This window comes from Limnohabitans parvus II-B4 (assembly GCF_003063455.1).
Classification (GTDB): Bacteria; Pseudomonadota; Gammaproteobacteria; order Burkholderiales; family Burkholderiaceae_C; genus Limnohabitans_A; species Limnohabitans_A parvus.
The window spans coordinates 246,870-273,687 of record NZ_NESN01000003.1; the positions used below are offsets into that span (position 1 = coordinate 246,870).

A 26,818-nucleotide genomic window follows, 5' to 3' on the forward strand; every position below is an offset into this window, starting at 1 on the left:
CGCGCTGGCGCCCCACATTGAATGGACACCCCATGACACAGCACGCCCCCCTGATCATCGACATTGCCGGCACCACATTGACCGGCGTGGACCGCCGCCGCCTGGCGCATCCGCTCGTTGGCGGCATGATTCTGTTTGGCCGGAACTGGCACAGCCGTGCGCAGCTGACCGCGCTGTGTGCCGACATCAAAAACCTCCGACCCGACCTCTTGATCGCAGTGGACCACGAAGGCGGTCGTGTGCAGCGCTTTCGCACCGACGGCTTCACCCATTTGCCACCCATGCGCGCCCTGGGCGAGATTTGGGGGCAAGACGACAAGGGGCAACCCGGCTCGGGCGTGCTCAAGGCCTGCGAAGCGGCCACGTCGGCGGGCTTTGTGCTGGCGAGTGAGCTGCGCGCCTGCGGCGTGGACTTCAGCTTCACGCCCGTGCTCGATCTGGACCACGGTGAGAGCGGCGTCATAGGCGACCGCGCCTTTGCCCGCGACCCCCGCGTGGTGAGTCTGCTCGCCCGCAGCCTGATGCAGGGCCTGCTGCAAGCGGGCATGGGCAACTGCGGCAAGCATTTCCCCGGGCACGGCGCCGTCAAGGCCGACTCGCACGTGGCGCTGCCCGTGGACAAACGCGGCCTCAAAGCCATCTTGGCCGATGACGCGCAGCCTTACCGCTGGCTCACCAGCGTGCTCACCGCCGTCATGCCCGCCCATGTCATCTACAGCAAGGTCGACAGCCGCCCGGCAGGCTTTTCGCCGCGCTGGCTGCAAGACATCCTCCGCGCTCAGCTGGGTTTTCAGGGTGTGGTCTGCACCGACGACCTGTCGATGGCTGCCGCCCGACAGATGGATGGCCGCACGCTCAGCTACACCGAAGCGGTGATCACTGCGCTGCAAGCCGGATGCGACCTGGCGCTGTTGTGCAACCGTTCTGCGGTGAACGACGGCACCGAGCTGGACGAGGTGCTGGACCAGCTGGCGGAAGCCCAACTCAAAGGCCACTGGACACCCAGCGACATCAGCGAAGAGCGGCGCTTGAACCTTTTGCCCCGGTCACCCGCCCGCCCTTGGGACGAGCTGGTGCGCTCTGCCGACTACATGCAGGCACTCGACCGCCTGCCTTGAACTGAACAGGAAACCTGAATGAACTGGATTGCACGCATCATCATGGGCTTGCTCGGACTGGGTTTCCTGGCGGCCTTGCTCTTTGGTTTGCTCTGCTACATCGTCTTTGCGACGGTGCGTTGGTTGTTGACAGGCCGCAAGCCGCAGGTGGTGATGGTTTGGCAGCAGTTCAAGGCCATGCGCCAGGGCTTCCAGCAGGGTGGTTTCCGCGCAGGAACAGGACAAGGCTTCGAGCCTCCCAGAGGTCAAGGCGCCCCATTTCCCCATGATGATCAGGTGGTGGATGTGGAAGTGCGTGAGGTCGTGGAAGATGCGCCTCGCTTGCCACCCCGCCAGCAGGGGTAAATTTAGTTTTTAAATGACAAACGCGGCCTAGGCCGCGTTTGTCATTGGGGCTCGGTGAACTTACTCCTGAACGTGGCGAAGGGCCGGGAACAGGATCACATCGCGGATGCTGGCGCTGTCGGTCAGCAGCATCATCAAGCGGTCAATGCCGATGCCGCAGCCGCCTGCGGGGGGCATGCCGTATTCGAGGGCACGCACAAAGTCGTGGTCGTAGTACATGGCTTCGTCGTCGCCGTCGTCTTTAGCGGCGACTTGGGCTTGGAAGCGTGCGGCCTGGTCTTCGGCGTCGTTCAGCTCACTGAAGCCATTGCCGAACTCGCGGCCGGTGATGTAGAGCTCAAAACGCTCGGTCACTTCGGGGCGGGTGTCGTTGGCGCGGGCCAGCGGGCTGATCTCGGTCGGGTGCTCCATGATGAAGGTCGGCTCCCAGAGCTTATCTTCCACGGTTTCCTCGAAATAAAACACCTGCAGGCTGGCCAGGCTGCGGCTGGACAGCTTGTCCTTGGCTTCGCTCATGCCCAGCTTTTTCAGGGCGTTGATCAGCCACTCGGCGTTGTCCACGTTGTCACCCGCTTCGGTGTGTTTCACGATGGCTTCGCGGATGGTCATGCGGTCAAACGGCTTGTTCAGGTCCACCGGCTTGCCGTTGTACGTCAGGTCCAGCGTGCCTGCAGCGGTCATGGCCGCGTCGCGGATCAGGCTTTCCGTGAAGCCCATCAGGTCCTGGTAGTTCCAATACGCCGCGTAGAACTCCATCATGGTGAACTCGGGGTTGTGGCGCACCGAGATGCCTTCGTTGCGGAAGTTGCGGTTGATCTCGAACACGCGCTCAAAACCGCCCACCAGCAGGCGCTTGAGGTACAGCTCGGGCGCGATGCGCAAGAACATTTCTTGGTCGAGCGCGTTGTGGTGCGTCACAAAGGGTTTGGCGTTGGCGCCACCGGGAATGGGGTGCAGCATGGGCGTTTCGACTTCCAAAAAGCCGTGCTGGACCATGAACTCACGGATGCCGCTGACGGCCTTGCTGCGTGCCATGAAGCGCTTGCGGGCGGCTTCGTCGGTCATCAGGTCCACATAGCGCTGGCGGTACTTCACCTCTTGGTCGGCCACGCCGTGGAACTTGTCGGGCATGGGGCGCAGGCTCTTGGTGAGCATGCGGATACCGGTGGCATGGATGGACAGCTCGCCCGTGCGGGTCTTGAACAAATGGCCTTCCACGCCCACGATGTCGCCCAGATCCCAGTGCTTGAACAGCGCGTACAGGTCTTCGCCCACATCGTCGCGGGTCACATAGACCTGGATGCGGCCCGTGGCGTCTTGCAGCGTGGCAAAGCTGGCCTTGCCCATCACGCGTTTGAGCATCATGCGGCCTGCCACCTTGGCGGTGGTTTTGGCCACGCCTTCGCCATTCAAGGCTTCCGCATCTTTATCGCCATGCGCTTGGTGCAGGTTGGCGGCGTGGTGCTCGGGCTTGAAGTCGTTGGGAAATGCCACGCCTTTGCCCTCAGCCTGCGCCTGGCGCATGGCCTTGAGTTTTTCGCGGCGCTCGGCGATCAGCTGGTTTTCATCTTGCGGGGCTGGCGCGGTTTGGGCGTTGGCGTTCGTGTCGGACATGGCGGGCGGTGGTTGGGCTGGGTGCGCTGGGCACCTGAGCCGGGGTTGCGGGGGAGATGTGACTGCGCCAAGGCGCAAAGCCGTCTATTTTAAGAGTTTGCCGAGGGCTTTTGGCCGGAGCCGGTCGGGTTCTTTGTGGCTGGGTCAACCGGGGCCACCAGATCGCCCACCAACTCCAGGCGCATCAGGGGCTCTTGCAGGGCAAACAGCCGGTATTTCATCTGCAAAGGCAGCGGCATCAACTCGCCCCAGCGGTGGGACAGCCAGCTGCAGTCCTGCAGTCGCCAGGCTTCGTTCCATGGTGGCACCACACTGGGCTGGGCGCTCAGCTGGGTCAGGGCTTCGTGCATTTGCGCCGAGAGGTGCTGCAGGTCTTCGGGCACTTGCACGGCGGGCTCGGGCGGTAAGGCATGTACCCGGCCCAGCCACAGGCCATCGCTGCGCTGTTGCGTGGCCTCGATGTGAAATTTATCCAGCCCACGGCACCAGACCATCACCACACCGGGCTGAGGTCGCTCGATGCGCTCGATCTGCACTCGGGTGCCCATGACCTCGAATTGCTCGGCGGCTTCGCCGGGGCGGTGCACTTCGCGGCCCTGCGTGAGCGTGACCACCCCAAAACCAGTGCCTTGCCGCTCGCATTCGCCAATCATTTGCAGGTAACGCAGTTCAAACAATTGCAAAGGCAGCAAAGCACCCGGGAACAGCACGGCGCTCAAGGGGAAAAGGGGCAATTGCGTCAAGGCTTGCGGGGATGGGGCGTTGTGCTCAGGCATCTGGGTATCATCGCACGAGCAGGAGAAAAATCGATGTTGTTCCAGATGGTGAGCTTGGTGTTGGATGTGGTGGCGGGCCTGATTGCAGGCACCTGTTTGCTGCGCTTTTTGATGCAGTGGCAGCGCATTTCTTTTCACCAGCCTTTGGGCCAGTTTGTGTTTGCGGTGACCGACTGGTTGCTGTTGCCGCTGCGCCGGGTGATTCCGGCATGGTCAGCCTGGGATTTGTCGAGTCTGGTCGGGGCGTTTCTCATCAAGCTGGTGCAGTACACGTTGCTGTGGTTGGTGGCGGGCGGGCATGGCGCTTTGGGCTTGCTGCCGCTGGTCAGTCTGGTGGGCATGGCGCAGCTGATGGTCTCGGCCCTGAGCGCGTTGGTGCTGGTGATGGCGGTGCTGTCCTGGGTCAACCCCGGCTCGCCCATGTACAGCCTGGCCGCACGCTTGTGCCAGCCGTTTTTGCGCCCGTTTCAGCGGGTGGTGCCCCTGATCGGCGGGGTCGACTTGTCACCCATCGCCTTGCTGCTGGGTTTGCAACTGGCGGGTATGCTGTTGGCCCAGCTTCAAATGAGCTGGATGTACTGAACGCGGGCCAAACTTGTTCAATTCCCAAGCCGGGGCATGTCTCGGTTGTTTTGTTTGTCATACCCGCGAATGCGGGTATCCATGACTGCTGAAGGGATGGACCCCCGATCAAGTCGGGGGTGACAACTGTCAGTGGTGCTCGGCGGTGATCAAGCTCAAAGTCGTGTGACGTGCGACCCCGGTCAGCTCACCGCATCGGCGGGTTGGCGCTGCAACATGGCCAGGGTGCTGGCGATGGTTTTGCGCAGTTCGCGGCGGTCGCAGATGAAGTCCACAGCGCCTTTGGTTTGCAGGAATTCAGCGCGCTGGAAGCCTTCGGGCAAGGTCACCCGCACGGTGCTTTCGATCACGCGAGGACCGGCAAAGCCGATCAGGGCTTTGGGTTCTGCAATGACCACGTCACCCAAAAAGGCAAAGCCCGCCGACACACCGCCCATGGTCGGGTCGGTCAGCACGCTGATGTAGGGCAGGCCCTTTTTGGACAGCCGGGTCAGGGCTGCATTGGTCTTGGCCATTTGCATGAGCGAGAGCAGGCCTTCTTGCATGCGCGCGCCGCCTGTGGCGGTGAAGCACACGAAAGGCACTTTTTGCTCGATGGCGGTTTCGACGCCGCGGACAAAACGCTCACCTACCACGGAGCCCATGGAGCCGCCCATGAAGTCGAACTCGAAGCAGGCCACGACCAAAGGAATGCTGAGCACAGCACCACCCATCACCACCAGGGCGTCTGTTTCGCCCGTGTTGTTCATGGCTTCTTTCAGGCGCTCGGGGTACTTGCGGCTGTCCTTGAACTTCAAGGCATCGACAGGGACCACTTCCTGGCCGATTTCGTAGCGACCTTCGCCATCGAGGAAGCCGTTCAAGCGTGCCCGTGCGCCGATGCGCAGGTGGTGCGAGCAGCCGGGGCAGACGTTCTGGTTCTCTTCGAGGTCGGTCTTGTAGAGGACGGTCTCGCAGCTGGGGCATTTGACCCACAAGCCTTCGGGCACAGAGCGGCGGTCAGCCGGGTCGGTGTGTTGGATCTTGGGGGGGAGTAGTTTTTCTAGCCAACTCATGAGGGTTCTCCTTCGGTGGCGAATTATCGTTGAAACGGCACAGGGGGCATTTCACATGGCGAAGGGTTGAGGGCCTGCGTCCGGAATTCGGAGCAGGCCCGTCCCTTTAGGCGTCCAGTGCTTGACGGATGCCAGACAGGAAGTCGGCTGCGACCGTGTTGACCCGGTCGGCCGACTCGTTTTCAATCAGCTGGATCAGGCGCGAGCCGATCACCACCGCGTCGGCCACGCGGCTGATGGCCTTGGCTGTGGCCGCATCGCGGATGCCAAAGCCCACGCCCACCGGCACGCTCACGTGCTGGCGGATGCGCGGCAGCATGGCTTCCACGGCGTCGATGTCCAGGGCGCCCGAACCGGTTACACCCTTGAGCGACACGTAGTACACATAGCCACTGGCCACCCGTGCCACCTGCTGCATGCGTTCGTCGGTGCTGGTGGGGGCCAGCAAGAAGATCAGGTCCATGCTGTGGGCGCGCAGCTTGGCGGCGAATTCCTCACATTCTTCAGGCGGATAGTCCACGATCAGCACGCCGTCCACGCCAGCAGCGCAGGCGTCGCGAATGAAGCTGTCGGTGCCATGCTTCTGGTCGTAACGCTCCACCGGGTTGGCGTAGCCCATCAGGACCACCGGGGTGGTGGTGTTGGTTTGGCGGAATTCGTGCACCATGGCCAGCACCTGCACCAGGCCAATGCCCATGGCCAAGGCTTTGTCGCCCGCCTTCTGGATCACTGGACCGTCGGCCGAGGGATCGGAAAACGGCACCCCCAACTCGATGATGTCGGCCCCAGCGCCCGCCATGGCGTGCATCAGGGCCGGGGTGCAATTGGCGAAGGGAAAGCCTGCCGTGACAAACGGAATCAGGGCCTTGCGGCCTTGTGCCTTCAATGCAGAGAGGGTTGAATCGATTCGGCTCATGTTCCAGCCCTCACTTCACAAAGTTCACAGCCTGCTCGCCACCTTTGACCGATTGGCCTTGGCAGCTGGGGCGGCAATAAAAGTCAGCGCTCGACAGGTCGGCCACAGTGCCGATGTCTTTGTCGCCACGGCCCGACAGGTTGACCAGAATGGACTGGTCAGCGCGCAGGGTTTTGGCCAGCTTCATGGCGTAGGCCACGGCGTGGCTTGACTCGAGGGCGGGGATGATGCCCTCTGTGCGGCACAGGTAGTGGAAGGCTTCGAGCGCTTCCTTGTCGGTGATGCCCACGTACTCGGCGCGGCCGATGTCCTTGAGGAATGCGTGTTCGGGGCCAACGCCAGGGTAGTCCAGGCCCGCGCTCACGCTGTGGGTTTCGGTGATCTGGCCGTTGTCGTCTTGCAGGATGTAGGTGCGGTTGCCGTGAAGCACGCCGGGACTGCCCAGCTGCAGCGAGCACGAGTGTTTGCCCGAATCCATGCCTTCGCCCGCAGCTTCCACGCCGATCAGCCGGGTGTTTTCTTGGGCGATGTAGGGGTAGAAGATGCCCATGGCGTTGCTGCCGCCGCCCACGCAGGCAATGACCGCGTCGGGTTGCTGCTCTGCCATGTGCAGGCTCTTGAACATCTCAGGCATCTGCGTCAGGCACTCTTCGCCAATCACGCTCTGGAAGTCGCGCACCATCATGGGGTAGGGGTGGGGGCCCGCCACGGTGCCGATGATGTAGAAGGTGTTGTCCACATTGGCGACCCAGTCGCGCATGGCTTCGTTGAGTGCGTCCTTCAGTGTCTTGCTGCCCGACTCGACCGGGATCACGGTCGCGCCCAAGAGCTTCATGCGGTAAACGTTGGGGCTTTGGCGTTTGACGTCTTCGCTGCCCATATAGACCACGCATTCCAAGCCGTAGCGGGCGCAGATGGTGGCGGTGGCCACGCCGTGCTGGCCTGCACCGGTCTCGGCAATGATGCGGGTTTTGCCCATGCGTTTGGCGAGCATGGCCTGGCCGATCGTGTTGTTGATCTTGTGGGCACCCGTGTGGTTGAGGTCTTCTCTCTTGAGAAAGATCTGCGCGCCACCCATTTCGCGACTCATGCGGGCCGCGTGGTAGACAGGGGAAGGGCGGCCGACAAAGTGCGCCAGCTCGGACTTGAATTCGGCGATGAACTCAGGATCGTGCTGGTACTTGGCGTAGGCGTCTTTGAGCTCGTTGATGGCGTGGGTCAGGGTTTCACTGACGAAACTGCCGCCGTAAATGCCGAAATGCCCCTTGGCATCGGGTTGTTGGTAGTCGTACATTGCAAATGGTGCCGGGTTTGAACCCGGATAGAAATTCAAAGGAGGTCAGCATCGGCGGCACGCACGGCCGCCACGAATTGCTGGATTTTGTTGGCATCTTTCAGGCCCTTGGCGGCCTCGATGCCGGAGCTCACGTCAACGGCCAGTGACAGACCGTGCGTGCGCAGAGCTCGAATGCCATCGCCCACGTTTGCAGGTGTGAGTCCACCAGACAAAACGAGGTGAGCATTGACGTTTGGTGGCAGCAGTGACCAATTGAATGTTTTCCCGCCGCCGCCGTATCCGTCGACATGGGCGTCGAGCAAGAGGGCTTGGGCTTGCTGGTGGAGGAGCGCAAATTCTAGCAAGTCGAAGTCGGCCACCTCGGACAGGGGGATTCGCGCTGCTTTCAGGTGCGGACGGCCTGTGGCCAGGCTCATGGCTGCGCAAAACTCGGGGCTTTCATCACCGTGAAATTGGAGCAAGGCGCCGGGCACCGCCGAGCAGGCTGACTGGATGCGCTCGGGCGTGTCGTTGACGAACAGCAGCACGGGCATCACAAACGCGGGCAGCCAGCGGGCCAGTTCGGCCGCACGTTCAATGCTCACGCTGCGTGGGCTGGGTGGGTAGAGCACAAAACCAATGGCGTCTGCCCCGGCAGCACAGGCGGACAGCACGTCGGCTTCGCGGGTGAAGCCGCACATCTTGATGCGGGTGCGTTGTTGCGGCGTCATGGCAACCAATCAAAAGCGGGGGTGGTGTCGGGCAGGCCCCATTCGGGACTGTAGATGGGCCCGGCAAAATACAGGCCGTCAGGCGAAAACGTGGGGGCGGCTGCATCGCGGCTTTTGGCGTGCAGCACCTCGCGCATCCAGTCCGGCGTCTGGTTGCCTTGGCCAATGGTGACCAAGCAGCCCATGATGTTGCGGATCATGTGGTGCAAAAAGGCGTTGCCTTCAAACTCAAACCGCCAGTAAGCACCATGCTTGGAAATTTGGATGTGACGCAGCGTCTTCACGGGCGACAAGGCCTGGCAGCTGCTGGCTCTGAATGAAGAAAAGTCGTGTTCACCCAACAAATGCAAGCTGGCCTGGCGCATGGCTTCTTCGCTCAGCGGTCGGTAAACCCAACCCACGCGGCCTGCTTCCAGGCTGGGGCGGACAATGGAGTCGAGCAGCACATAGACATAGCGCCTGCCGGTGGCACTGGCGCGGCAGTGAAAGCTGTCGGGCACCACTTGGGCCCATTGCACCGCGATGTCGGACGGCAAATACCGGTTTGTGCCGCGCACCCAGGAGTGCGTGTCGCGGTCGATGTCGGTGTCAAAGTGCACCACCTGCATGAGGCCGTGAACGCCTGCATCGGTGCGGCCAGCACACAAGGTGCTGACCCGAGGCACATCGGCAAACTTGGCCAGGGCTTTTTCGAGCTTGTCCTGGATGGTCAAGCCTGTGCTTTGGCTTTGCCAACCCTGGTAAGCCGTGCCCGAATAGCAGATGCCGAGCGCGAGTCTCACTGGCTTGAACCCGGTGCGTTGTGGGGCACCTGTGGGGGTGCTGTCTGGGGGGCGGTGTCGGGTGTCGGTGTCAGGTTCAAGTCCAGACCCGCAAATTGAGGCGGCAAGCCCGAGGGGAATGGCGTGAGCTGGGGCTCTTGAGTCGTCAACTTGTCCGTGCCAAATAAATCCGTGGGATGGGCGGGGCGGCGTCTGACCCACCACACCAAGCCTGCCATGGCCGCCAGCAGCGCCACGACCCAGGCTCCGACGGAGGGGTTGCGGCTGATGGCGTCCAGCAAAGGCGCGGAGGCCGCTTCAGCCGCCGCAGTGGGCACGCTGGGTTTCAGGGGCGAGGGCTCAGCGGGGCTTGTTTTCTCGGGTGCGGGACTGGCCGACAAGGACTTCAAGCTTTCTAGGTTTTTTTTCAGCGCCCCAAGCTGCTCGGTTTTATCTTGAATCTCACGCTCTACGGCCAAGCGGGCCTCAGCATTGTCGGCAGTGATCTCTCGCTTGCTCAGAGTCAATTTGTCTTGCGCTGCCTGGACGGGGGGCGGTGCTGGCACTTCAGGCTCGACTTTGCCCGTCATTTCACGGCTGGCCGTGTCTGTGGCCTTCAAAGTGGATTGCGCCAGACGCCGGGCATAGGCCATGAAGTCTGCGGTTTGTGCAATCACCGTTTGCCGCGCCTCTTCGGCGGATATTTGTGCAGCCTCTTGCGCATCGGGCAGATGGACTTGAGCGCCTTCACGCAGCAGGTTTACATTGCCTTCAATGAAAGCTTCGGGGTTGGCACGCACCATGGCCAGCAGCATTTGGTCGAGTGACACGCCTGCAGGGATTTTTCGTAAAACCAGCTTGGTGGCGGTGTCGCCCGCACGCACCGTGATGGCGTCTTCGGCGTTGCGCACTGCACTGTCCACCGCGGGAGCCGCTAGGGCTTGAGTGGAAACCACGGGCGTGATGACCGCAGAGGTGACGGGCGCATCGCTTGGCGATTTGTCTGATCGGGGTTTCAATGCGCCCACGGGTGAGACCAGCACGGTGTAGTTCATGGCCAATCGGCCAGAAGGCCATTGGGCCTCGACGATCACATCCACAAAGTGCTCGTTGACCGGTGCTTGCCCGGTCAAGGCGATGTAGGGCTTGCCGTCGCCGCGAAACTCCAGCCGAGCTTGCAGGCCTTGAAGGGCCGGGTGAAAGGCCATGCCCGCTTGCTCAAAACTGGCAGGCTCTGCCAGTTGGACCTTGAGCTTGCGAAGGTCTTCAACCTTGTATTGCGTGATTTCAATGGCAGCTCGAAGCGGTTCGCCCAGACCCGACTCGATTGAGAACTGTCCCAGTGTCAGCGCTTTGGCCGACAAGCTGGCGCAGGCCAGCAGGCACGCCAAGGCCCAAGCTCGGGTCAGAGCTTGGGGTTGGTGCAGGGCGCGGGTCGTGTGCAGCATGTTTTTCGTGGCGGCCTGGGTCAGCGGATGGTCACGTACAAAAAGCATGCTGCGTTCGGGCATCAAGCGTCCAACAAGATGCGCAGCATGCGGCGCAGCGGCTCGGCCGCGCCCCACAGCAGTTGGTCACCGATGGTGAATGCACCCACATACTCTGGGCCCATGGCCAGTTTGCGCACGCGACCCACGGGAATCGTCATGGTTCCGGTCACGGCCACGGGGGTCAGGTCTTTCACAGTGGCTTCGCGGGTGTTGGGTACCACTTTGACCCACTCGTTGTCGGCGGCGATCATGGCTTCGATGTCGGCCACGGGCACGTCTTTTTTGAGCTTGAAGGTCAGTGCTTGGCTGTGGCAACGCATGGCGCCCACTCGCACGCAGAAGCCATCGACCGGAATGGCGGCGGAGTTGAACCCTTCGCCCATGCCCAGAATCTTGTTGGTTTCGGCCATGCCTTTCCACTCTTCCTTGGACATGCCGTTGCCCAGGTCCTTGTCGATCCAAGGGATCAAGGAGCCGCCCAGTGGCACGCCAAAGTTGGCGGTCTCAGCTGCCGTGAGGGCGCGTTGTTTGGCCACGACCATGCGGTCGATTTCCAGAATCGCGCTCTTGGGGTCGTCCAGCAGGGCTTTGACTTCGGCGTTCAGGGTGCCATATTGGGTCAGCAGTTCGCGCATGTGCTGCGCACCACCGCCCGAGGCCGCTTGGTAAGTCTGGGTGCTCATCCACTCGACCAGACCGGCTTTGTAGAGGGCGCCCACGCCCATCAACATGCATGACACGGTGCAGTTGCCGCCCACCCAGTTGTTGCCGCCGTGTGCCAAGGCGTTCTTGATCACGGGCATGTTGACTGGATCGAGAATGATCACGGCGTCTTTTTCCATGCGCAGGGTCGAAGCCGCGTCGATCCAGTGACCGTTCCAGCCGGCAGCGCGTAGCTTGGGGAAGACTTCGGAGGTGTAGTCGCCGCCTTGGGCCGTGATGATGATCTCGCAGCGCTTGAGCTGCTCGATGTTGAAGGCGTCTTGCAGCGTGGTTTCGTTCTTGGCCATCGAGGGGGCTTTGCCGCCCGCGTTCGATGTGGAGAAGAACAATGGCTCGATCAGGTCAAAGTCTTTTTCCTGAATCATGCGGTCCATCAGAACCGAGCCGACCATGCCGCGCCAGCCGACCAAACCTACTAACTTGCTCATTTCAACGCCCTTTCAGTTTTTAAAACAGTGTCAGACCAGACTGTTTGCCCGGCTCGTCTGGCCGGGAGGGGCGCACGACGAACCAGGCCGGATCAGCCCTTAATGGTCGTGGTTTTTGTGGAAGTTGCACGCGCACCAGCAGCCACTGCAGCGGCAGTGATCAGGTTCAGGGAGAACAGGTGGGCGTGGAACATGGCCGAAATTGTAATGGATGCTGCCTGAGTGCTTCCTGACAGCATCCTTGGGGTACTCAACCCAGCGCTTTGACCACCGCATCACCCATTTGCGCGGTGCCCACCTTGGTGGTGCCTTCGCTCCAAATGTCGCCTGTGCGCAGGCCCTGGGCCAGCACTTTTTGCACAGCCGCTTCGATGCGCTGGGCAGCTTCGGGCTGGTTCAGGCTGAAGCGCAGCATCATGGCGGCGGACAAGATGGTGGCCAGTGGGTTGGCGATGCCTTTGCCCGCGATGTCGGGGGCGCTGCCGTGGCTGGGCTCGTACAGGCCTTGGTTCTTCGTGTTCAGGCTGGCTGAAGGCAGCATGCCGATGGAGCCCGTGAGCATAGAGGCTTCGTCGCTCAGGATGTCGCCAAACATGTTGCCTGTGACGACCACGTCAAAGCGCTTGGGTTCCTTGACCAGTTGCATGGCGGCGTTGTCCACATACATGTGGTCCAAGGCGATGTCAGGGTATTGTTGGCCGACTTCGGTGACCACGTCTTTCCAGAACTGGAAGGTTTCCAGCACGTTGGCTTTGTCCACGCTGGTCACTCGGCCTTCTTTGCCAGCGGCTTTGCGCTTGCGGGCGGCTTGGAAGGCGACGTGCGCGATGCGCTCGATCTCGGGTTTGGAATAGCGCATGGTGTCAAACGCTTCTTCCGCTCCGGGGAAGTGGCCATCGGTGGCGATGCGGCGGCCGCGCGGCTGGCCGAAGTAGATGTCACCGGTCAGCTCGCGGATGATCAGGATGTCCAGACCCGCGATCAGCTCGGGCTTGAGGCTCGATGCGCCGACCAACTGCTCGTAACAGATGGCGGGGCGGAAGTTGGCGAACAGGCCCATGTTCTTGCGCAAGCCCAAAATCGCTTGCTCGGGGCGCAGAGGGCGGTCGAGCTTGTCGTATTTCCAGTCGCCGACCGCGCCAAACAGCACGGCATCACTGTCCATCGCTAGCTTGAGCGTGGCTTCGGGCAGGGGGTGGCCATAGGCGTCGTAGGCGGCGCCGCCGACCAGGGCGGTTTCCATCTCGAACTTCAGGTCGAGAACGTTGAGGACTTTGACGGCTTCAGCGACGATTTCGGTGCCGATGCCATCACCGGGGAGGACTGCGATTTTCATGGGGGTTCCAGTTTTTATTGGGGAGCTCAGGCGTTGACGGCGGTGTGGGCCAGCCAAGGCTTGGTGGCCAAGCGCTCGGCTTCAAAGGCCTTGATCTTGTCAGCGTGGCGCAGGGTCAGGCCAATGTCATCCAGGCCGTTGAGCAGGCAATATTTACGGAAGGCTTGCACTTCAAACGGGATTTCCTGGCCTTGGGGGCGCACCACCACTTGGCGTTCCAGGTCCACTGTCAGTTCGTAGCCGGGGAAGGCAGCGACTTCGTCGAACAGCTGGGCCACCACGGCTTCGGGCAGCACGATGGGCAGCAGGCCGTTTTTGAAGCAGTTGTTGAAGAAGATGTCGGCAAAGCTGGGCGCGATCACGCAGCGAAAGCCGTATTGGTCGATGGCCCAAGGCGCGTGTTCGCGCGATGACCCGCAGCCAAAGTTCTTGCGGGCCAGCAAAACGCTGGCACCCTGGTAGCGAGGCTGGTTCAGCACGAAGTCCGGGTTGGGCTTGCGGCTGGCCGGGTCCTGGCCGGGAAAGCCCACGTCCAGGTAGCGCCATTCGTCGAACAGGTTGGGGCCAAAGCCGGTTTTGCGAATCGACTTGAGGAATTGCTTGGGGATGATGGCGTCGGTGTCCACGTTGGCGCGGTCCATCGGGGCCACCAGGCCTTTGAGGAGGGTGAATTTCTGCATGCTGTGATTCCTCGTACGCTTTAGGCGAATTTGCGAACGTCAACGAAGTGGCCGTGCACGGCCGCGGCAGCTGCCATGGCGGGGCTGACCAAGTGGGTGCGGCCACCCGCGCCCTGACGGCCTTCGAAGTTGCGGTTGCTGGTGGACGCGCAGCGTTCGCCGGGCTCCAGGCGGTCGGCGTTCATGGCCAGGCACATGGAGCAGCCGGGTTCGCGCCATTCAAAGCCTGCGGCCTTGAAGATTTCGTGCAGGCCTTCAGCTTCTGCTTGTGCTTTGACCAAACCGGAGCCGGGCACGACCATGGCCAGTTTGACATTCTTGGCCACTTTTTGACCCAGTTTTTTGACCACAGCAGCGGCTTCGCGCATGTCTTCGATGCGGCTGTTGGTGCACGAGCCGATGAAAACTTTGTCGATGGTGATGTCGGACAGTGCTTTGCCGGGCTGCAAGCCCATGTAAGTCAGTGCACGCTCAATGGCGTCGCGCTTGACGTCGTCTTTTTCTTTGTCAGGGTCGGGTGTGTGGCCGTCAATGCCCAGCACCATTTCGGGCGAGGTACCCCAGGTGACTTGAGGCACGATGGTGCTGGCGTCGAGTTCAACCACGGCGTCAAAGTGCGCACCGGGGTCAGTCTGCAATGTCTTCCAGTAAGCCACGGCTTGGTCCCACTCGACACCCGTGGGCGAGAGCAAACGGCCTTTGACGTAGTCGATGGTTTTCTCGTCCACCGCCACCAAGCCCGCGCGTGCGCCGCCTTCGATGGCCATGTTGCAGACCGTCATGCGGCCTTCCATGCTCAAAGCGCGGATGGCCGAGCCTGCGAATTCGATGGTGTAGCCGGTGCCGCCCGCGGTGCCGATCTTGCCGATGATGGCCAGCACAATGTCTTTGCCCGTGAGGCCTTTGGCCAGCGTGCCTTCGACCTTGACCAGCATGTTTTTGGCTTTTTTGGCCAACAGGGTTTGCGTGGCCATGACGTGCTCGACTTCGGAGGTGCCGATCCCGTGAGCCAGTGCGCCAAATGCGCCGTGTGTCGAGGTGTGCGAGTCGCCGCAGACCACGGTCATGCCGGGCAGGGTGGCACCGTTTTCAGGGCCAATGACGTGGACGATGCCTTGGCGCTTGGACATGAAGGGGAAGAAGGCGGCGGCGCCGTATTCCTTGATGTTCGAGTCCAGCGTGGTGATTTGTTCTTTGCTGATCGGGTCGGTGATGCCGTCGTAGCCCAACTCCCAGCCGGTGGTCGGTGTGTTGTGGTCGGCGGTGGCCACGATGGAGCTGACGCGCCAGACCTTGCGGCCAGCTTGGCGCAGGCCTTCAAAGGCTTGGGGGCTGGTGACTTCGTGCACCAGATGGCGGTCGATATACAGGACGGAGGTGCCGTCTTCTTCGGTGTGGACGACGTGTTCGTCCCAGATCTTGTCGTAAAGCGTGCGTGCCATGGTGCTTCCTTGCTGTGCAGCCTGCCATTTTATGCGGTTCGCAGGTCCTGTTTGTCACTTCGGTGTGTCCATGAAAAAAGCCCGCACAAGGCGGGCTTTCGGGTTCGGTTGAAAACCTATCAACGCATCACGGCGCGGCGCGGGGAGCCGGTGAACAGTTGACGTGGGCGGCCGATTTTGTACTCGGGGTCGCTGATCATTTCGTTCAGTTGGGCGATCCAGCCGACGGTACGGGCCAGAGCGAAAACGCCGGTGAACAAGTTCACTGGAATGCCGATGGCGCGTTGCACGATGCCAGAGTAGAAGTCCACGTTGGGGTAGAGCTTGCGGCTGACGAAGTAGTCGTCTTCCAGGGCGATCTTTTCCAGGGCCTTGGCCAGCTTGAACAGGGGGTCGTTTTCCAGGCCCAGTTCTTTGAGCACTTCGTCGCAAGTTTCTTGCATCAACTTGGCGCGGGGGTCGTAGTTTTTGTAGACGCGGTGACCGAAGCCCATCAGCTTGACGCCAGAGTTCTTGTCTTTGACTTTCTCCATGAACTCGCCAACCTTGGAGATGCCGCCCATGCGTTGGATGTCTTCCAGCATGTTCAGGCAGGCTTCGTTCGCGCCGCCGTGGGCAGGGCCCCACAGGCAGGCTACGCCCGCAGCGATGGCGGCGAACGGGTTGGTGCCGGACGAGCCGCACAGGCGCACGGTGGAGGTCGAAGCGTTTTGCTCGTGATCAGCGTGCAGTGTGAAGATGCGGTCCATGGCGCGCTCGAGCACGGGGTTGACCTTGTACTCTTCGCAAGGGGTGCCGAACATCATGCGCAGGAAGTTGCCCGCGTAGGACAGTTCATTGCGGGGGTACATGTAGGGCTGACCCACGCCGTATTTGTAAGCCATGGCCACCAGCGTAGGCATCTTGGCGATCAGGCGGATCGCAGCGATGTGGCGATGTTCAGGGTTGTTGATGTCGGTGCTGTCGTGGTAGAAGGCCGACAGGGCGCCGATTAAGCCAGTCAACACGGCCATGGGGTGAGCGTCTCGGCGGAAGCCGCGCAGGAAAAACTGCATTTGCTCGTTGACCATGGTGTGCTGGTTCACGAGCTTGTGGAAGTCCTTGCTTTGCTGGCCTACGGGCAATTCGCCGTTCAAGAGCAGGTAGCAGGTGTCGAGGTAGTCGGCCTTGTTGGCCAGTTGTTCGATGGGGTAGCCGCGGTACAGCAACTCGCCTTTGTCGCCATCGATGTAGGTGATGGCCGACTGGCACGATGCCGTGGACAGGAAGCCGGGGTCATAAGTGAACATGCCGGTCTGTGCGTACAGTTTGCGGATGTCGATCACGTCGGGGCCGATGTTGCCCGAGTACACGGGCATATCGACGCTGGGGCTGCCGTTGGAGAACGACAGGGTGGCTTTGTTATCGGCGAGTTTCATGGCGGGTTTCCTCAAAAATTCAGGTGTGATTCAGTTTGGATCACGCTCTCAACATGTCCAGGACTTCGCGCACCTCTTCGGTGCTGATCTCGGGCTGCAGTTCCTTGCGGCGCAACAGTAAGTCCATGAGATCGTTGTCAGACAGGTCCATCAGCACATACATGCCCCGGGCTTGACCCACGGTCAAGCTGGCGTCATGCCGAGCGAAGAAGCGTTCGATGAACAAATCGTTCTCGAGCAAACCGCGGCGGCTGCGCCAGCGCAGTTTGCTGAGTGACCGCTCGCTCAAGGGGGCGTGGCGGTCAGCGCCGAACAAGGACGCGTCTTCGAGCAGTGCTGTTTCAGTCATCAGACAGCGCGGCGGACCATCATCTCTTTGATCTTGCCGATCGCCTTGGTGGGGTTCAGACCCTTGGGGCAAACATCGACGCAGTTCATGATGGTGTGGCAGCGGAACAGACGGTAGGGGTCTTCCAGATTGTCCAGACGCTCAGACGTCGCCTGGTCGCGGCTGTCGGCGATGAAGCGGTAGGCTTGCAACAGACCGGCTGGGCCCACGAACTTGTCAGGGTTCCACCAGAAGCTAGGGCAGCTGGTCGAGCAGCTGGCGCACAAGATGCACTCGTACAAACCGTTCAACTCGTCACGTTCTTCAGGCGATTGCAAGCGCTCGGTCTGAGGAGGTGGGGTGTCGTTGATCAGGTAAGGCTTGATCGAGTGGTACTGCTTGAAGAACTGGGTCATGTCCACGATCAGATCGCGCACAACCGGCAGCCCTGGCAGAGGCTTCAAGACGATGTCGCCTTTGAGCGTGTTCAGGTTGGTCAAGCAGGCCAAGCCGTTCTTGCCGTTGATGTTCATGGCGTCAGAGCCACACACGCCTTCGCGGCAAGAGCGACGGAAAGACAATGTGGGGTCCACGGCCTTGAGTTTGACCAGCGCGTCCAGCAACATGCGTTCGGTGCCGTCGAGCTCGACGTCGATGGATTGCATGTACGGCTTGGCGTCGGTGTCCGGGTCGTAGCGGTAGATCTTGAAGGTACGTTTTGCCATTTTTCAGATTCCTTGTGTTCGTGCGTTCCGCTCAGAAAGTGCGTGGCTTGGGAGGCACGGTTTCGGCTGTCAGGGGCTTCATGCGCACGGGCTTGTAGCTCAGGCTGTTGTTTTCGCTGTGCCACAGGGTGTGCTTCATCCACTCGGCATCGTTGCGGCCCAATGGGCAAGTGGGGTGGGTCACATCGTGTTCGTAGTCGCGCACCAAGTGAGCACCACGGCATTCCTTGCGGGCAGCAGCACTTTCGATGGTGGCTTGTGCGGCCTCCATCAGGTTCTCCACTTCCAGCGCTTCGATGCGGGCGGTGTTGAACACTTTGGAGTTGTCTTGCAGGCCGATGTTGGCCACGCGAGCGCGCAGTTCGGCGATCTTCTTGACGCCTTCGTCCATGACTTCTTGGCTACGGAACACGCCGGCGTGGGCTTGCATGATGGCGCGCATGTCGTTGGCCACGTCTTGGGCGTATTCGCCACTTTGAGCGCTTTCGAGGCGGTTCAGACGAGCCAATGTCAAGTCTGTGGCGTTGGCCGGCAGATCAGGCACAGCGGTGCCGGGCTTGTTGTTGGCAATGATGTGGTCGCCAGCGGCTTTGCCGAAGACCAGCAAGTCCAGCAGCGAGTTGGTGCCCAAGCGGTTGGCGCCGTGCACCGACACGCAAGAGCATTCGCCCACAGCGTAGAGGCCAGTGACCGGACGGTCTTCGCCGTTGACGGTGTGAACCACTTGGCCGTTGATGTTGGTTGGGATACCGCCCATCTGGTAGTGGATGGTTGGCACAACCGGGATCGGCTCGCGGGTCACGTCCACGTTGGCGAAGTTGACGCCGATTTCGTAGACCGAAGGCAGACGCTTGTGGATGGTGTCGGCACCCAGGTGGTCCAGCTTCATGTGGATGTAGTCCTTGTTGGGACCGCAGCCGCGACCTTCCAGAATTTCCTGGCCCATGCAGCGCGACACGAAGTCACGGGGTGCCAAGTCTTTCAGTGTGGGCGCATAGCGCTCCATGAAGCGCTCGCCATTGCTGTTGAGCAAGATCGCGCCTTCGCCACGGCAGCCTTCGGTCAGCAACACGCCTGCACCGGCCACGCCAGTAGGGTGGAACTGCCAGAACTCCATGTCCTGCAGCGCGATGCCTGCGCGGGCAGCCATGCCCAGGCCGTCACCGGTGTTGATGAAGGCGTTGGTAGACGACTGGTAAATGCGGCCTGCGCCACCGGTGGCCAGCAGCACGGTTTTGGCTTGCAGGGTGTAGACCTCACCGGTTTCCATTTCGAGGGCGGTCACGCCCACGCAGTCACCGGCTTCGTTGCGGATCAGGTCCAGTGCCATCCATTCCACGAAGAACGTGGTGCGGGCAGCCACGTTAGCTTGGTACAGCGTGTGCAGCATGGCGTGACCGGTGCGGTCAGCAGCAGCGCAGGCGCGCTGCACGGGCTTTTCGCCAAAGTTGGCGGTGTGGCCACCGAACGGACGCTGGTAAATGGTGCCGTCAGGGTTGCGGTCGAAAGGCATGCCCATGTGCTCCAAGTCGTACACGACCTTGGGCGCTTCACGGCACATGAATTCGATGGCGTCCTGGTCGCCGAGCCAGTCGGAGCCCTTCACGGTGTCATAGAAGTGGTATTCCCACTTGTCTTCGCTCATGTTGCCCAGCGAAGCGGACACGCCACCCTGCGCTGCCACGGTGTGCGAGCGGGTGGGGAACACTTTGGACAGCACCGCCACATTCAGGCCCGCACGGGCCAGTTGCAGCGAGGCACGCATGCCGGAGCCGCCAGCACCGACGATCACGACGTCGAACTTGCGGTTGGAGATTTGGTCTTTGGTATAGCTCATGGTTATTTGTCTTTGTGTGAGTTCAACGCAATCACAGGCGCCACAGGGCCTGAACAGCCCAGCCGGCACAGCCGACCAGCCAGACGAGGGTAAAGACGTGCAAAACCAGGCGCACGGCCAGAGGCTTCACGTAGTCCATCCAGATGTCACGCATGCCCACCCAGACGTGGTACAGCAGGGAGAGGATGACCGAGAAAGTCAGGACTTTCATCCACTGGGATGCAAAGATACCGGCCCATTCCTCGTAACCGATGGGGCCGGAGGTGAAGATCACCTGGGCCAGCAAGATCACAGTAAAGAGGGCCATCAGTGTGCCGGTCACGCGCTGGGCAAGCCAGTCACGAAAGCCGTAGCCAGCACCGGTCACGATGCGTTTGGAGCCGTAGTTGACGGACGACATAGGTCAGTTTCCTTTTGTTGTTTTGTGGGGCTGATCAGTACAGGCCAAACATCTTGGCACCCAACACGGCGGTGAGGCCGATGCTCAGTACCAATGTGACGATGGCCGAGGACTTGCCGAATTCTTTGGTCACGGCGTGGCAGACGTCCATATACAGGTGGCGCAAACCGGCAATGAAGTGGTGCAGGTAAGCCCAAATCAGAGCCAAGGCCACCAGTTTCATGAACCAGCCCGGCACAAAACCGAGGCCCACATTGAAAGCAGCCGAGAGTTTCGCGAAAGAAATTTCGGAGGTGATGGAGCTGTCAAACATCCAGATGATGAGTGGCAGGAGCGCGAACATCAGGAAACCGCTGATGCGGTGCAGGATGGACACAATGCCGGCCGCCGGGAGGCGGTAAGACGGGAGGTCTTTCAGGGCGTTGATGTTGCGGAATTCAGGCCGCTTTCGAGCGAGTTCGGTCATGTGGGTACTTTCTGGGTGTAACGCGTTCGTAATTTGGATGACAAACCGGTGGATTCTATTGCAACGCAACAAACTGACATGAGCATTGCACATGGCTCGGGGTGGGAGATTTTTCCATTGCCCCGCGCAGGTCAACTCAAGGCGTTGTGGTAGTGGTGACTTTCGGTGCGGTAAAAGCCGCGACGCAGCTCCATGGGGGTGTCGTTGTAGGTGTAGGCAATGCGCTCTACGCTCAATAAAGGGGTGCCTGCTGCGACCTGCAGCAATTGGCTTTGGCTTTCGTCGGGCAGCACGGCCCTGATTTTTTCATCGGCCCGGACCATGCGCACGCCAAATTCGGTCTCAAACAGGGCGTACATGGGGCCGTGGTAATCGGCCAGGCGCTCTGCGGTCAGGCCTTTGAAGGGGCCACCGGGCAGCCACAGGTCTTCCAAAATGGTGGGGACGCCTGCAAAAGACAGCACACGCCGGACTTGCAAAACGGCATCGCCGGCCCTCAAGGCCAGGGCGCGGGCAATGTCGGCCGTGGCGCGCAGTCGCTTGCAATCGACAATTTCACGTTGAGCCGGGCCTTCGGTGTCGGGATTGCCGTTGTCCGGGACCAATTTCAGAAACCGGTATTGAACATGGTGTTCGGCGTGGGTGGCCACAAAAGTGCCTTTGCCTTGGCGACGCACCAGCAGGTTGTCGCCGGCCAGCTCGTCGATGGCTTTGCGGACGGTGCCTTGGCTGACCCGATAGCGGGCAGCCAACTCCATTTCGCTGGGAATTGACTCGCCAGGCTTCCACTCGCCAGACTGCAGGTTTTGCAGGATCAACCCCTTGATTTGCTGGTACAGCGGGCTGAACGCAGGCGTTGGCGCTGAGGTGTCTGCCGCAGAAAAGCTGCTGTCGGCCAATGGGGAAGTGTTGTTCATGGGGTTGAATCCGGCGTGCGGGTCAGTTGCACGTCAGGTGCGCCATCATATCTTATATAAGACATAAGACAAATTGACGAATCAGGGTTTTCGCGGGTACACTCCAAAGCTGTTTGCTTGCGGTCATCTCAACTTTGGTCGGGATTGATGCGCGGGTCCGGTGCGCCGGACAGACCTGCTGACAAAAGTTGTCGGCCAGGGACTGCGACACTTGTTTTCAACACTTCTGGAGTTATCCACCATGAGCAAAAAGCCCGTCCGCGTTGCCGTTACCGGCGCAGCAGGTCAAATTGGTTACGCATTGTTGTTCCGCATCGCTTCCGGCGAAATGTTGGGCAAAGACCAGCCCGTCATCCTGCAATTGCTCGAAGTGCCCGTCGAAGGCCCACAAAAAGCGCTCAAGGGTGTGATGATGGAACTCGAAGACTGCGCATTCCCATTGCTGGTCGGCATGGAAGCCCATGGCGACCCCATGACTGCCTTCAAGGACGCTGACTACGCCTTGCTGGTCGGTTCGCGTCCACGTGGCCCAGGCATGGAACGTGCCGAATTGCTGGCCATCAACGGCGCCATCTTCACTGCTCAAGGCAAGGCTTTGAACGCTGTGGCTTCGCGTGACGTGAAAGTGCTGGTCGTTGGCAACCCCGCCAACACCAACGCTTACATCGCCATGAAGGCCGCTCCTGACTTGAAACCCGGCAACTTCACCGCCATGCTGCGTCTGGACCACAACCGCGCTGCCTCGCAAATCGCTGCCAAGACGGGCAAAGCCGTGGCCGACATCGAAAAACTGTGCGTCTGGGGCAACCACTCGCCTACCATGTACGCCGACTACCGTTTCGCCACCATCAAAGGCGAATCCGTCAAGGCCATGATCAACGACCAGGAATGGAACGCCAACGTGTTCTTGCCCACCGTCGGCAAGCGCGGCGCAGCCATCATCGAAGCCCGTGGCCTGTCCTCGGCTGCCTCGGCTGCCAATGCCGCCATCGACCACATGCGCGACTGGGCCTTGGGCACCAACGGCAAGTGGGTCACCATGGGTATCCCGTCGCAAGGCTGGTATGGCATTCCTAAAGATGTCATGTTCGGTTTCCCCGTCACCTGCGAAAACGGCGAATACAAAGTCGTTGAAGGTCTGGACATCGACGCGTTCAGCCAGTCTTGCATCGACAAGACCCTGAAAGAGCTGACCGACGAGCAAGCTGGCGTTGCTCACCTGATCTGATTCTCAGCAGAGAAACAGAGTGAGTCATCCGCGCAACATTTTGCTGGGGGCGCAAGCCGGTAGCGTGCAGCTGCCGGTTTGTGACCATTACAGCGGAGTGGAAGCGCGGATGCGCAAAAGCCTGCAACTGCAGGCCGAAATGACGCAGGAGTTCGGCACCTGCGTCTTTGATGTCACCTTGGACTGCGAAGATGGCGCACCCGTCGGTGGCGAAGTCGAACACGCTGCACTGGTCACCGAACTGGCCCTGACCACCACCGCAGCCACACCTGACGCCCGCATCGCGGTGCGCGTCCACCCTGTGGACCACCCCAGTTTTGAAGCCGACATGGCCCACGTCGCAGGCCGTGCTGGCCGGGTTTTGACGCACATCATGGTGCCCAAAGTCGAAACCGTGGCCGATGTCGCGCTCGCCCAAGCTGCCTTGCTGGCCGCCGGTGCCCCTGATCTGCCTTTGCATGTGCTGATCGAGTCGCCCGCCGCCGTGCATCGTGCTTTTGACATCGCAGCCCATCCCCGTGTGCAGTCGATCAGCTTTGGCCTGATGGACTTTGTCTCGGCCCATGGGGGGGCGATTCCGGCCGATGGCATGGGTATCCAGGGCCAATTCACCCACCCGCTGGTGTTGCGCGCCAAGATCGAGATCGCCAGCGCCTGCCACGCCCACGGCAAAGTGCCATCGCACTGCGTTGTGACCGAATTCAAGAACACCGAAGCGATGCGCATGGCGGCCCAAAAAGCCGCCCGCGAGCTGGGTTACACCCGCATGTGGAGCATCCACCCCGACCAGATCCGCCCGATTCTGGAGGCCATGGCCCCCAGCGAAGCGCAAATCGATCAGGCCAGCGACATCATTTTGGCGGCGCAAAACGCGCAATGGGCGCCCATCAGCCATGCAGGTCAGTTGCACGACCGCGCCAGTTACCGCTTTTTCTGGCAGTTGCTCGAACGAGCGCACCACACGGGGCGCCGTGTGCCTTCGGAAATCCAGTTGTTTTTCACAGGCTACGGCAAAAAAGCCGATCTTGTCTCATGATGAAGTCCATTCATGCGGGGGGAACTGAAATGCAAAAAATGACCGCCATCCTGTTGCTTGCCTTTTTGGCCTTGCCTGCTTGGTCGCAAGTTCCGGCAAGCACGTCCAAGTCGGCGCAAGCCAAGCCTGCACAAGCCAAATCCAAGCCAGGTACAAGCAAAACCCAGGTGGCTCCCAAGGCCGAACCAGAGACCCCCATGGGGCCTGATGAGTTGGCCATTGCCGATCGCGTGCACAAAGGCCAATTGCCTTGCGAACTGGGCGCCACGGTGCGTCTGGAGGCCGATGCTGCGCAACCCGGTTATTTCTATTTGCATGGCAAAGGCTTTCGCTACCGCATGCACCCCGTGGCCACGACCACCGGTGCAATCCGCCTGGAAGACCGCAAAGCGGGTGCTGTCTGGCTGCAGCTGGCCAACAAATCCATGTTGATGGACCAAAACAAAGGCCGTCGCCTGGCAGATGAATGTGCCAATGCCGAACAAGTGGCCTTTGCCGAGAACATGAAAACCAATCCCCCGCCCAGCCTGATCGATACGTCGGGCACAGGGCGATAACACTTGAAACTTTGACTGACCGGAGAAAAAACCATGTTGAAAGCCTACCGTGAACACGCAGCCGAACGCGCTGCTCTTGGCATCCCCGCGCTGCCCTTGGACGCCAAGCAAGTTGCCGACTTGATTGAACTGATCAAGAACCCGCCTGCAGGCGAAGATGCCTTCCTGATGGACTTGCTGACCCACCGCGTGCCACCCGGCGTGGACGATGCGGCCAAAGTCAAAGCCTCTTTCCTGGCCGCTGTGGCCCACGGTGAAGTCAAGGTCGGCCTGATCTCCAAAGCCAAAGCCACCGAGCTGCTGGGCACCATGGTGGGCGGCTACAACGTGCACCCCCTGATCGAGTTGCTCGACGACGCTGAAGTCGCTGGTGTGGCCGCAGAAGCCCTCAAGAAAACCCTGCTGATGTTTGACTTCTTCAACGACGTCGCAGAAAAAGCCAAGGCCGGCAACGCCAAGGCTAAAGAAGTCATGCAAAGCTGGGCCGACGCCGAGTGGTTCACCACCCGTCCTGAAGTCGAGAAAAAAATCACCGTCACCGTGTTCAAGGTGCCCGGCGAAACCAACACCGACGACCTGTCGCCAGCGCCTGACGCGTGGAGCCGTCCGGACATCCCGCTGCACTACCTGGCCATGCTCAAGAACACCCGCGAAGGCGCAGCGTTCAAGCCCGAAGAAGACGGCAAGCGCGGCCCGATGCAATTCATCGAAGACCTGAAGAAAAAAGGCAACCTGGTGGCCTACGTCGGTGACGTGGTCGGTACCGGTTCCAGCCGCAAGTCGGCCACCAACAGCGTGATCTGGGCCACCGGCCAGGACATCCCGTTTGTGCCCAACAAGCGCTTTGGCGGAGTGACTTTGGGCGGCAAGATTGCCCCCATCTTCTTCAACACCCAGGAAGACTCCGGCTCCTTGCCGATCGAAGTCGACGTGACCCAACTCGAAATGGGCGACGTGATCGATGTCTTGCCCTATGACGGCAAGATCGTGCGCAACGGCGAAACCGTGACGACCTTCCAACTCAAGAGCGATGTGCTGTTTGACGAAGTGCGTGCCGGTGGCCGTATCAACCTGATCATTGGCCGCAGCTTGACCGCCAAGGCTCGTGAGTTCTTGGGTCTGCCAGCATCCACCGTGTTCCGCTTGCCTACTGCGCCTGTCGCCACGAAAGCTGGTTTCACCTTGGCGCAAAAGATGGTCGGTCGTGCGGTTGGTTTGCCAGAAGGCCAAGGCGTTCGCCCCGGCACTTACTGCGAACCCAAAATGACCACCGTCGGCTCGCAAGACACCACCGGCCCGATGACCCGCGACGAGCTGAAAGACCTGGCCTGCCTGGGCTTCTCGGCCGACATGGTCATGCAATCGTTCTGCCACACTGCCGCTTACCCCAAGCCCGTGGACGTCAAAACCCACCGCGAACTGCCTGCTTTCATCAGCAACCGTGGCGGCGTGGCTTTGCGTCCAGGCGATGGTGTGATTCACTCTTGGTTGAACCGTTTGTTGTTGCCTGACACCGTCGGTACTGGTGGCGACTCTCACACTCGTTTCCCTATCGGTATCAGCTTCCCCGCTGGTTCTGGCTTGGTGGCGTTCGGTGCTGCCACAGGCGTGATGCCTTTGGACATGCCTGAGTCCATCTTGGTTCGCTTCAAAGGCGAAATGCAACCAGGCGTGACATTGCGCGACTTGGTGCACGCCATTCCTTTGTACGCGATCAAGCAAGGTTTGTTGACTGTGGCCAAGGCCGGCAAGATCAACGAATTCTCTGGTCGCATCTTGGAAATCGAAGGCTTGCCAAACCTCAAAGTGGAACAAGCGTTTGAATTGTCTGACGCGTCTGCTGAGCGTTCTGCTGCCGGTTGCTCAATCAAGCTCAACAAAGAGCCAGTGGCTGAGTACCTCAAGTCCAACGTGGTTCTGATGAAGAACATGATCGCTGACGGTTACGCTGACGCACGCACTTTGGCACGCCGCATCGAAAAAGTGGAAGCCTGGTTGGCTGCGCCTGAGCTGCTCGAAGCCGACAAAGATGCTGAGTACGCACACATCATCGAAATCGATTTGACCGACATCAAAGAGCCCATCGTGTGCTGCCCGAACGACCCAGATGATGCCAAGTTCTTGTCTGAAGTCTCTGGCACTCACATCGACGAAGCCTTCATCGGTTCTTGCATGACCAACATCGGTCACTTCCGTGCAGCTGCCAAGTTGCTCGGCGGCCAACGCGACATTCCTGTCAAGTTGTGGGTTGCACCTCCAACCAAGATGGACGAGAGCGAGCTGATCAAAGAAGGTCACTACGCTGCATTCGGCACAGCCGGCGCACGCACTGAAATGCCAGGCTGCTCGTTGTGCATGGGTAACCAGGCGCAAGTGCGTGAAGGCGCAACTGTGGTGTCTACATCTACACGTAACTTCCCCAACCGTTTGGGTAAGAACACTAACGTGTATTTGGCTTCTGCTGAGTTGGCCGCCATCACATCGAAGATGGGCAAGTTCCCTACAGTAGCCGAGTACCACGCTGCAATGGGTGTGGTCAACAGCGACGGCGCAGCCATCTACAAGTACTTGAACTTCAACCAGATCGATGAGTACGTTGAAACTGCCAAAGGCGTGACAGCCTGATAGACGTT

At 60.5% G+C, this 26,818-nt stretch carries 26 protein-coding genes; 7 read left to right on the forward strand and 19 right to left on the reverse strand.

What is annotated here, in order from left to right; translation table 11 throughout:
- Positions 1 to 32 precede the first annotated feature (32 nt).
- Positions 33 to 1,118, forward strand: coding sequence for a beta-N-acetylhexosaminidase (gene nagZ, locus B9Z37_RS09625; protein ID WP_108312801.1), 1,086 nt, complete (start codon positions 33 to 35; stop codon positions 1,116 to 1,118).
- An 18-nt stretch (positions 1,119 to 1,136) separates the two neighbouring features.
- Positions 1,137 to 1,463 (forward strand): hypothetical protein, encoded by a 327-nt coding sequence (locus B9Z37_RS09630; protein ID WP_108312802.1) that lies wholly within the window; start codon positions 1,137 to 1,139, stop codon positions 1,461 to 1,463.
- Positions 1,464 to 1,523: 60 nt separating this feature from the next.
- On the opposite strand, the gene lysS is transcribed toward B9Z37_RS09630, so the two are convergent.
- Entirely contained in the window at positions 1,524 to 3,077 is a 1,554-nt protein-coding gene (lysS, locus tag B9Z37_RS09635) for a lysine--tRNA ligase (RefSeq protein WP_108312803.1), read from the reverse strand.
- Positions 3,078 to 3,166: 89 nt separating this feature from the next.
- Positions 3,167 to 3,853: an LON peptidase substrate-binding domain-containing protein gene (locus tag B9Z37_RS09640; RefSeq protein ID WP_108312804.1), complete on the reverse strand. Its 687-nt coding sequence runs from the start codon at positions 3,851 to 3,853 to the stop codon at positions 3,167 to 3,169.
- A 33-nt stretch (positions 3,854 to 3,886) separates the two neighbouring features.
- Here B9Z37_RS09640 and B9Z37_RS09645 point away from each other — a divergent pair, with 33 nt between their 5' ends.
- Positions 3,887 to 4,435 (forward strand): YggT family protein, encoded by a 549-nt coding sequence (locus tag B9Z37_RS09645; protein ID WP_108312805.1) that lies wholly within the window; start codon positions 3,887 to 3,889, stop codon positions 4,433 to 4,435.
- 182 nt (positions 4,436 to 4,617) lie between these two features.
- Here the strand turns inward: B9Z37_RS09645 and accD are convergent, their stop codons facing one another.
- The 17 genes from accD to B9Z37_RS09730 form a co-directional block, all read right to left on the reverse strand.
- Positions 4,618 to 5,490 carry an acetyl-CoA carboxylase, carboxyltransferase subunit beta gene (gene accD, locus B9Z37_RS09650; RefSeq protein ID WP_108312806.1) on the reverse strand — a complete coding sequence of 291 codons (873 nt, stop codon included), beginning with the start codon at positions 5,488 to 5,490 and terminating at the stop codon, positions 4,618 to 4,620.
- A gap of 106 nt (positions 5,491 to 5,596) precedes the next feature.
- On the reverse strand, positions 5,597 to 6,406 hold the full coding sequence (gene trpA, locus B9Z37_RS09655) for a tryptophan synthase subunit alpha (RefSeq protein WP_108312807.1): 810 nt from the start codon (positions 6,404 to 6,406) through the stop codon (positions 5,597 to 5,599).
- Positions 6,407 to 6,416: 10 nt separating this feature from the next.
- Positions 6,417 to 7,700 carry a tryptophan synthase subunit beta gene (gene trpB / locus B9Z37_RS09660; RefSeq protein ID WP_108312808.1) on the reverse strand — a complete coding sequence of 428 codons (1,284 nt, stop codon included), beginning with the start codon at positions 7,698 to 7,700 and terminating at the stop codon, positions 6,417 to 6,419.
- Positions 7,701 to 7,735: 35 nt separating this feature from the next.
- On the reverse strand, positions 7,736 to 8,413 hold the full coding sequence (locus tag B9Z37_RS09665; RefSeq protein ID WP_108312809.1) for a phosphoribosylanthranilate isomerase: 678 nt from the start codon (positions 8,411 to 8,413) through the stop codon (positions 7,736 to 7,738).
- Complete coding sequence (truA, locus tag B9Z37_RS09670; protein ID WP_108312810.1) at positions 8,410 to 9,195, reverse strand: tRNA pseudouridine(38-40) synthase TruA; 786 nt, start codon at positions 9,193 to 9,195, stop codon at positions 8,410 to 8,412. Before truA ends, B9Z37_RS09665 begins: the two co-directional genes overlap by 4 nt.
- Positions 9,192 to 10,685 (reverse strand): type IV pilus assembly protein FimV, encoded by a 1,494-nt coding sequence (locus B9Z37_RS09675; protein WP_108312811.1) that lies wholly within the window; start codon positions 10,683 to 10,685, stop codon positions 9,192 to 9,194. The genes truA and B9Z37_RS09675 overlap by 4 nt, the downstream gene beginning before the upstream one ends.
- The gene (gene asd, locus B9Z37_RS09680) at positions 10,685 to 11,815 is read right to left on the reverse strand and encodes an aspartate-semialdehyde dehydrogenase (RefSeq protein ID WP_108312812.1); all 1,131 of its coding nucleotides are present in this window, start codon (positions 11,813 to 11,815) and stop codon (positions 10,685 to 10,687) included. Before asd ends, B9Z37_RS09675 begins: the two co-directional genes overlap by 1 nt.
- A 250-nt stretch (positions 11,816 to 12,065) precedes the next feature.
- A complete protein-coding gene (leuB, locus tag B9Z37_RS09685; RefSeq protein ID WP_108312813.1) occupies positions 12,066 to 13,151 on the reverse strand; it encodes a 3-isopropylmalate dehydrogenase in 1,086 nt (361 codons plus the stop codon).
- Positions 13,152 to 13,177: 26 nt separating this feature from the next.
- Positions 13,178 to 13,831, reverse strand: coding sequence for a 3-isopropylmalate dehydratase small subunit (leuD, locus tag B9Z37_RS09690; RefSeq protein WP_108312814.1), 654 nt, complete (start codon positions 13,829 to 13,831; stop codon positions 13,178 to 13,180).
- A gap of 20 nt (positions 13,832 to 13,851) precedes the next feature.
- On the reverse strand, positions 13,852 to 15,273 hold the full coding sequence (gene leuC, locus B9Z37_RS09695) for a 3-isopropylmalate dehydratase large subunit (protein WP_108312815.1): 1,422 nt from the start codon (positions 15,271 to 15,273) through the stop codon (positions 13,852 to 13,854).
- Positions 15,274 to 15,392: 119 nt separating this feature from the next.
- Entirely contained in the window at positions 15,393 to 16,691 is a 1,299-nt protein-coding gene (gltA, locus tag B9Z37_RS09700) for a citrate synthase (RefSeq protein ID WP_108312816.1), read from the reverse strand.
- A 40-nt stretch (positions 16,692 to 16,731) separates the two neighbouring features.
- The gene (locus B9Z37_RS09705) at positions 16,732 to 17,040 is read right to left on the reverse strand and encodes an FAD assembly factor SdhE (RefSeq protein WP_108312817.1); all 309 of its coding nucleotides are present in this window, start codon (positions 17,038 to 17,040) and stop codon (positions 16,732 to 16,734) included.
- On the reverse strand, positions 17,040 to 17,744 hold the full coding sequence (locus B9Z37_RS09710; RefSeq protein WP_108312818.1) for a succinate dehydrogenase iron-sulfur subunit: 705 nt from the start codon (positions 17,742 to 17,744) through the stop codon (positions 17,040 to 17,042). The genes B9Z37_RS09705 and B9Z37_RS09710 overlap by 1 nt, the downstream gene beginning before the upstream one ends.
- A gap of 31 nt (positions 17,745 to 17,775) precedes the next feature.
- Positions 17,776 to 19,581 carry a succinate dehydrogenase flavoprotein subunit gene (gene sdhA, locus B9Z37_RS09715; protein WP_108312819.1) on the reverse strand — a complete coding sequence of 602 codons (1,806 nt, stop codon included), beginning with the start codon at positions 19,579 to 19,581 and terminating at the stop codon, positions 17,776 to 17,778.
- Between the two features lie 31 nt (positions 19,582 to 19,612).
- The gene (gene sdhD / locus B9Z37_RS09720) at positions 19,613 to 19,981 is read right to left on the reverse strand and encodes a succinate dehydrogenase, hydrophobic membrane anchor protein (protein WP_108312820.1); all 369 of its coding nucleotides are present in this window, start codon (positions 19,979 to 19,981) and stop codon (positions 19,613 to 19,615) included.
- A gap of 34 nt (positions 19,982 to 20,015) precedes the next feature.
- Positions 20,016 to 20,447 (reverse strand): succinate dehydrogenase, cytochrome b556 subunit, encoded by a 432-nt coding sequence (gene sdhC / locus B9Z37_RS09725; RefSeq protein ID WP_108312821.1) that lies wholly within the window; start codon positions 20,445 to 20,447, stop codon positions 20,016 to 20,018.
- Positions 20,448 to 20,578: 131 nt separating this feature from the next.
- Entirely contained in the window at positions 20,579 to 21,364 is a 786-nt protein-coding gene (locus B9Z37_RS09730; RefSeq protein ID WP_108312822.1) for a GntR family transcriptional regulator, read from the reverse strand.
- Positions 21,365 to 21,605: 241 nt separating this feature from the next.
- On the opposite strand from B9Z37_RS09730, the gene B9Z37_RS09735 reads away from it, so the two are divergent.
- From B9Z37_RS09735 to acnB, 4 genes are all read left to right on the forward strand, one after another.
- Positions 21,606 to 22,592, forward strand: coding sequence for a malate dehydrogenase (locus tag B9Z37_RS09735; protein WP_108312823.1), 987 nt, complete (start codon positions 21,606 to 21,608; stop codon positions 22,590 to 22,592).
- A gap of 109 nt (positions 22,593 to 22,701) precedes the next feature.
- Positions 22,702 to 23,628, forward strand: a complete 927-nt coding sequence (locus B9Z37_RS09740) for an HpcH/HpaI aldolase/citrate lyase family protein (RefSeq protein WP_338066592.1) — start codon at positions 22,702 to 22,704, stop codon at positions 23,626 to 23,628.
- Between the two features lie 38 nt (positions 23,629 to 23,666).
- The gene (locus B9Z37_RS09745; protein ID WP_338066591.1) at positions 23,667 to 24,185 is read left to right on the forward strand and encodes a hypothetical protein; all 519 of its coding nucleotides are present in this window, start codon (positions 23,667 to 23,669) and stop codon (positions 24,183 to 24,185) included.
- A gap of 33 nt (positions 24,186 to 24,218) precedes the next feature.
- Positions 24,219 to 26,810, forward strand: a complete 2,592-nt coding sequence (gene acnB / locus B9Z37_RS09750; protein ID WP_108312825.1) for a bifunctional aconitate hydratase 2/2-methylisocitrate dehydratase — start codon at positions 24,219 to 24,221, stop codon at positions 26,808 to 26,810.
- Positions 26,811 to 26,818 lie beyond the last annotated feature (8 nt).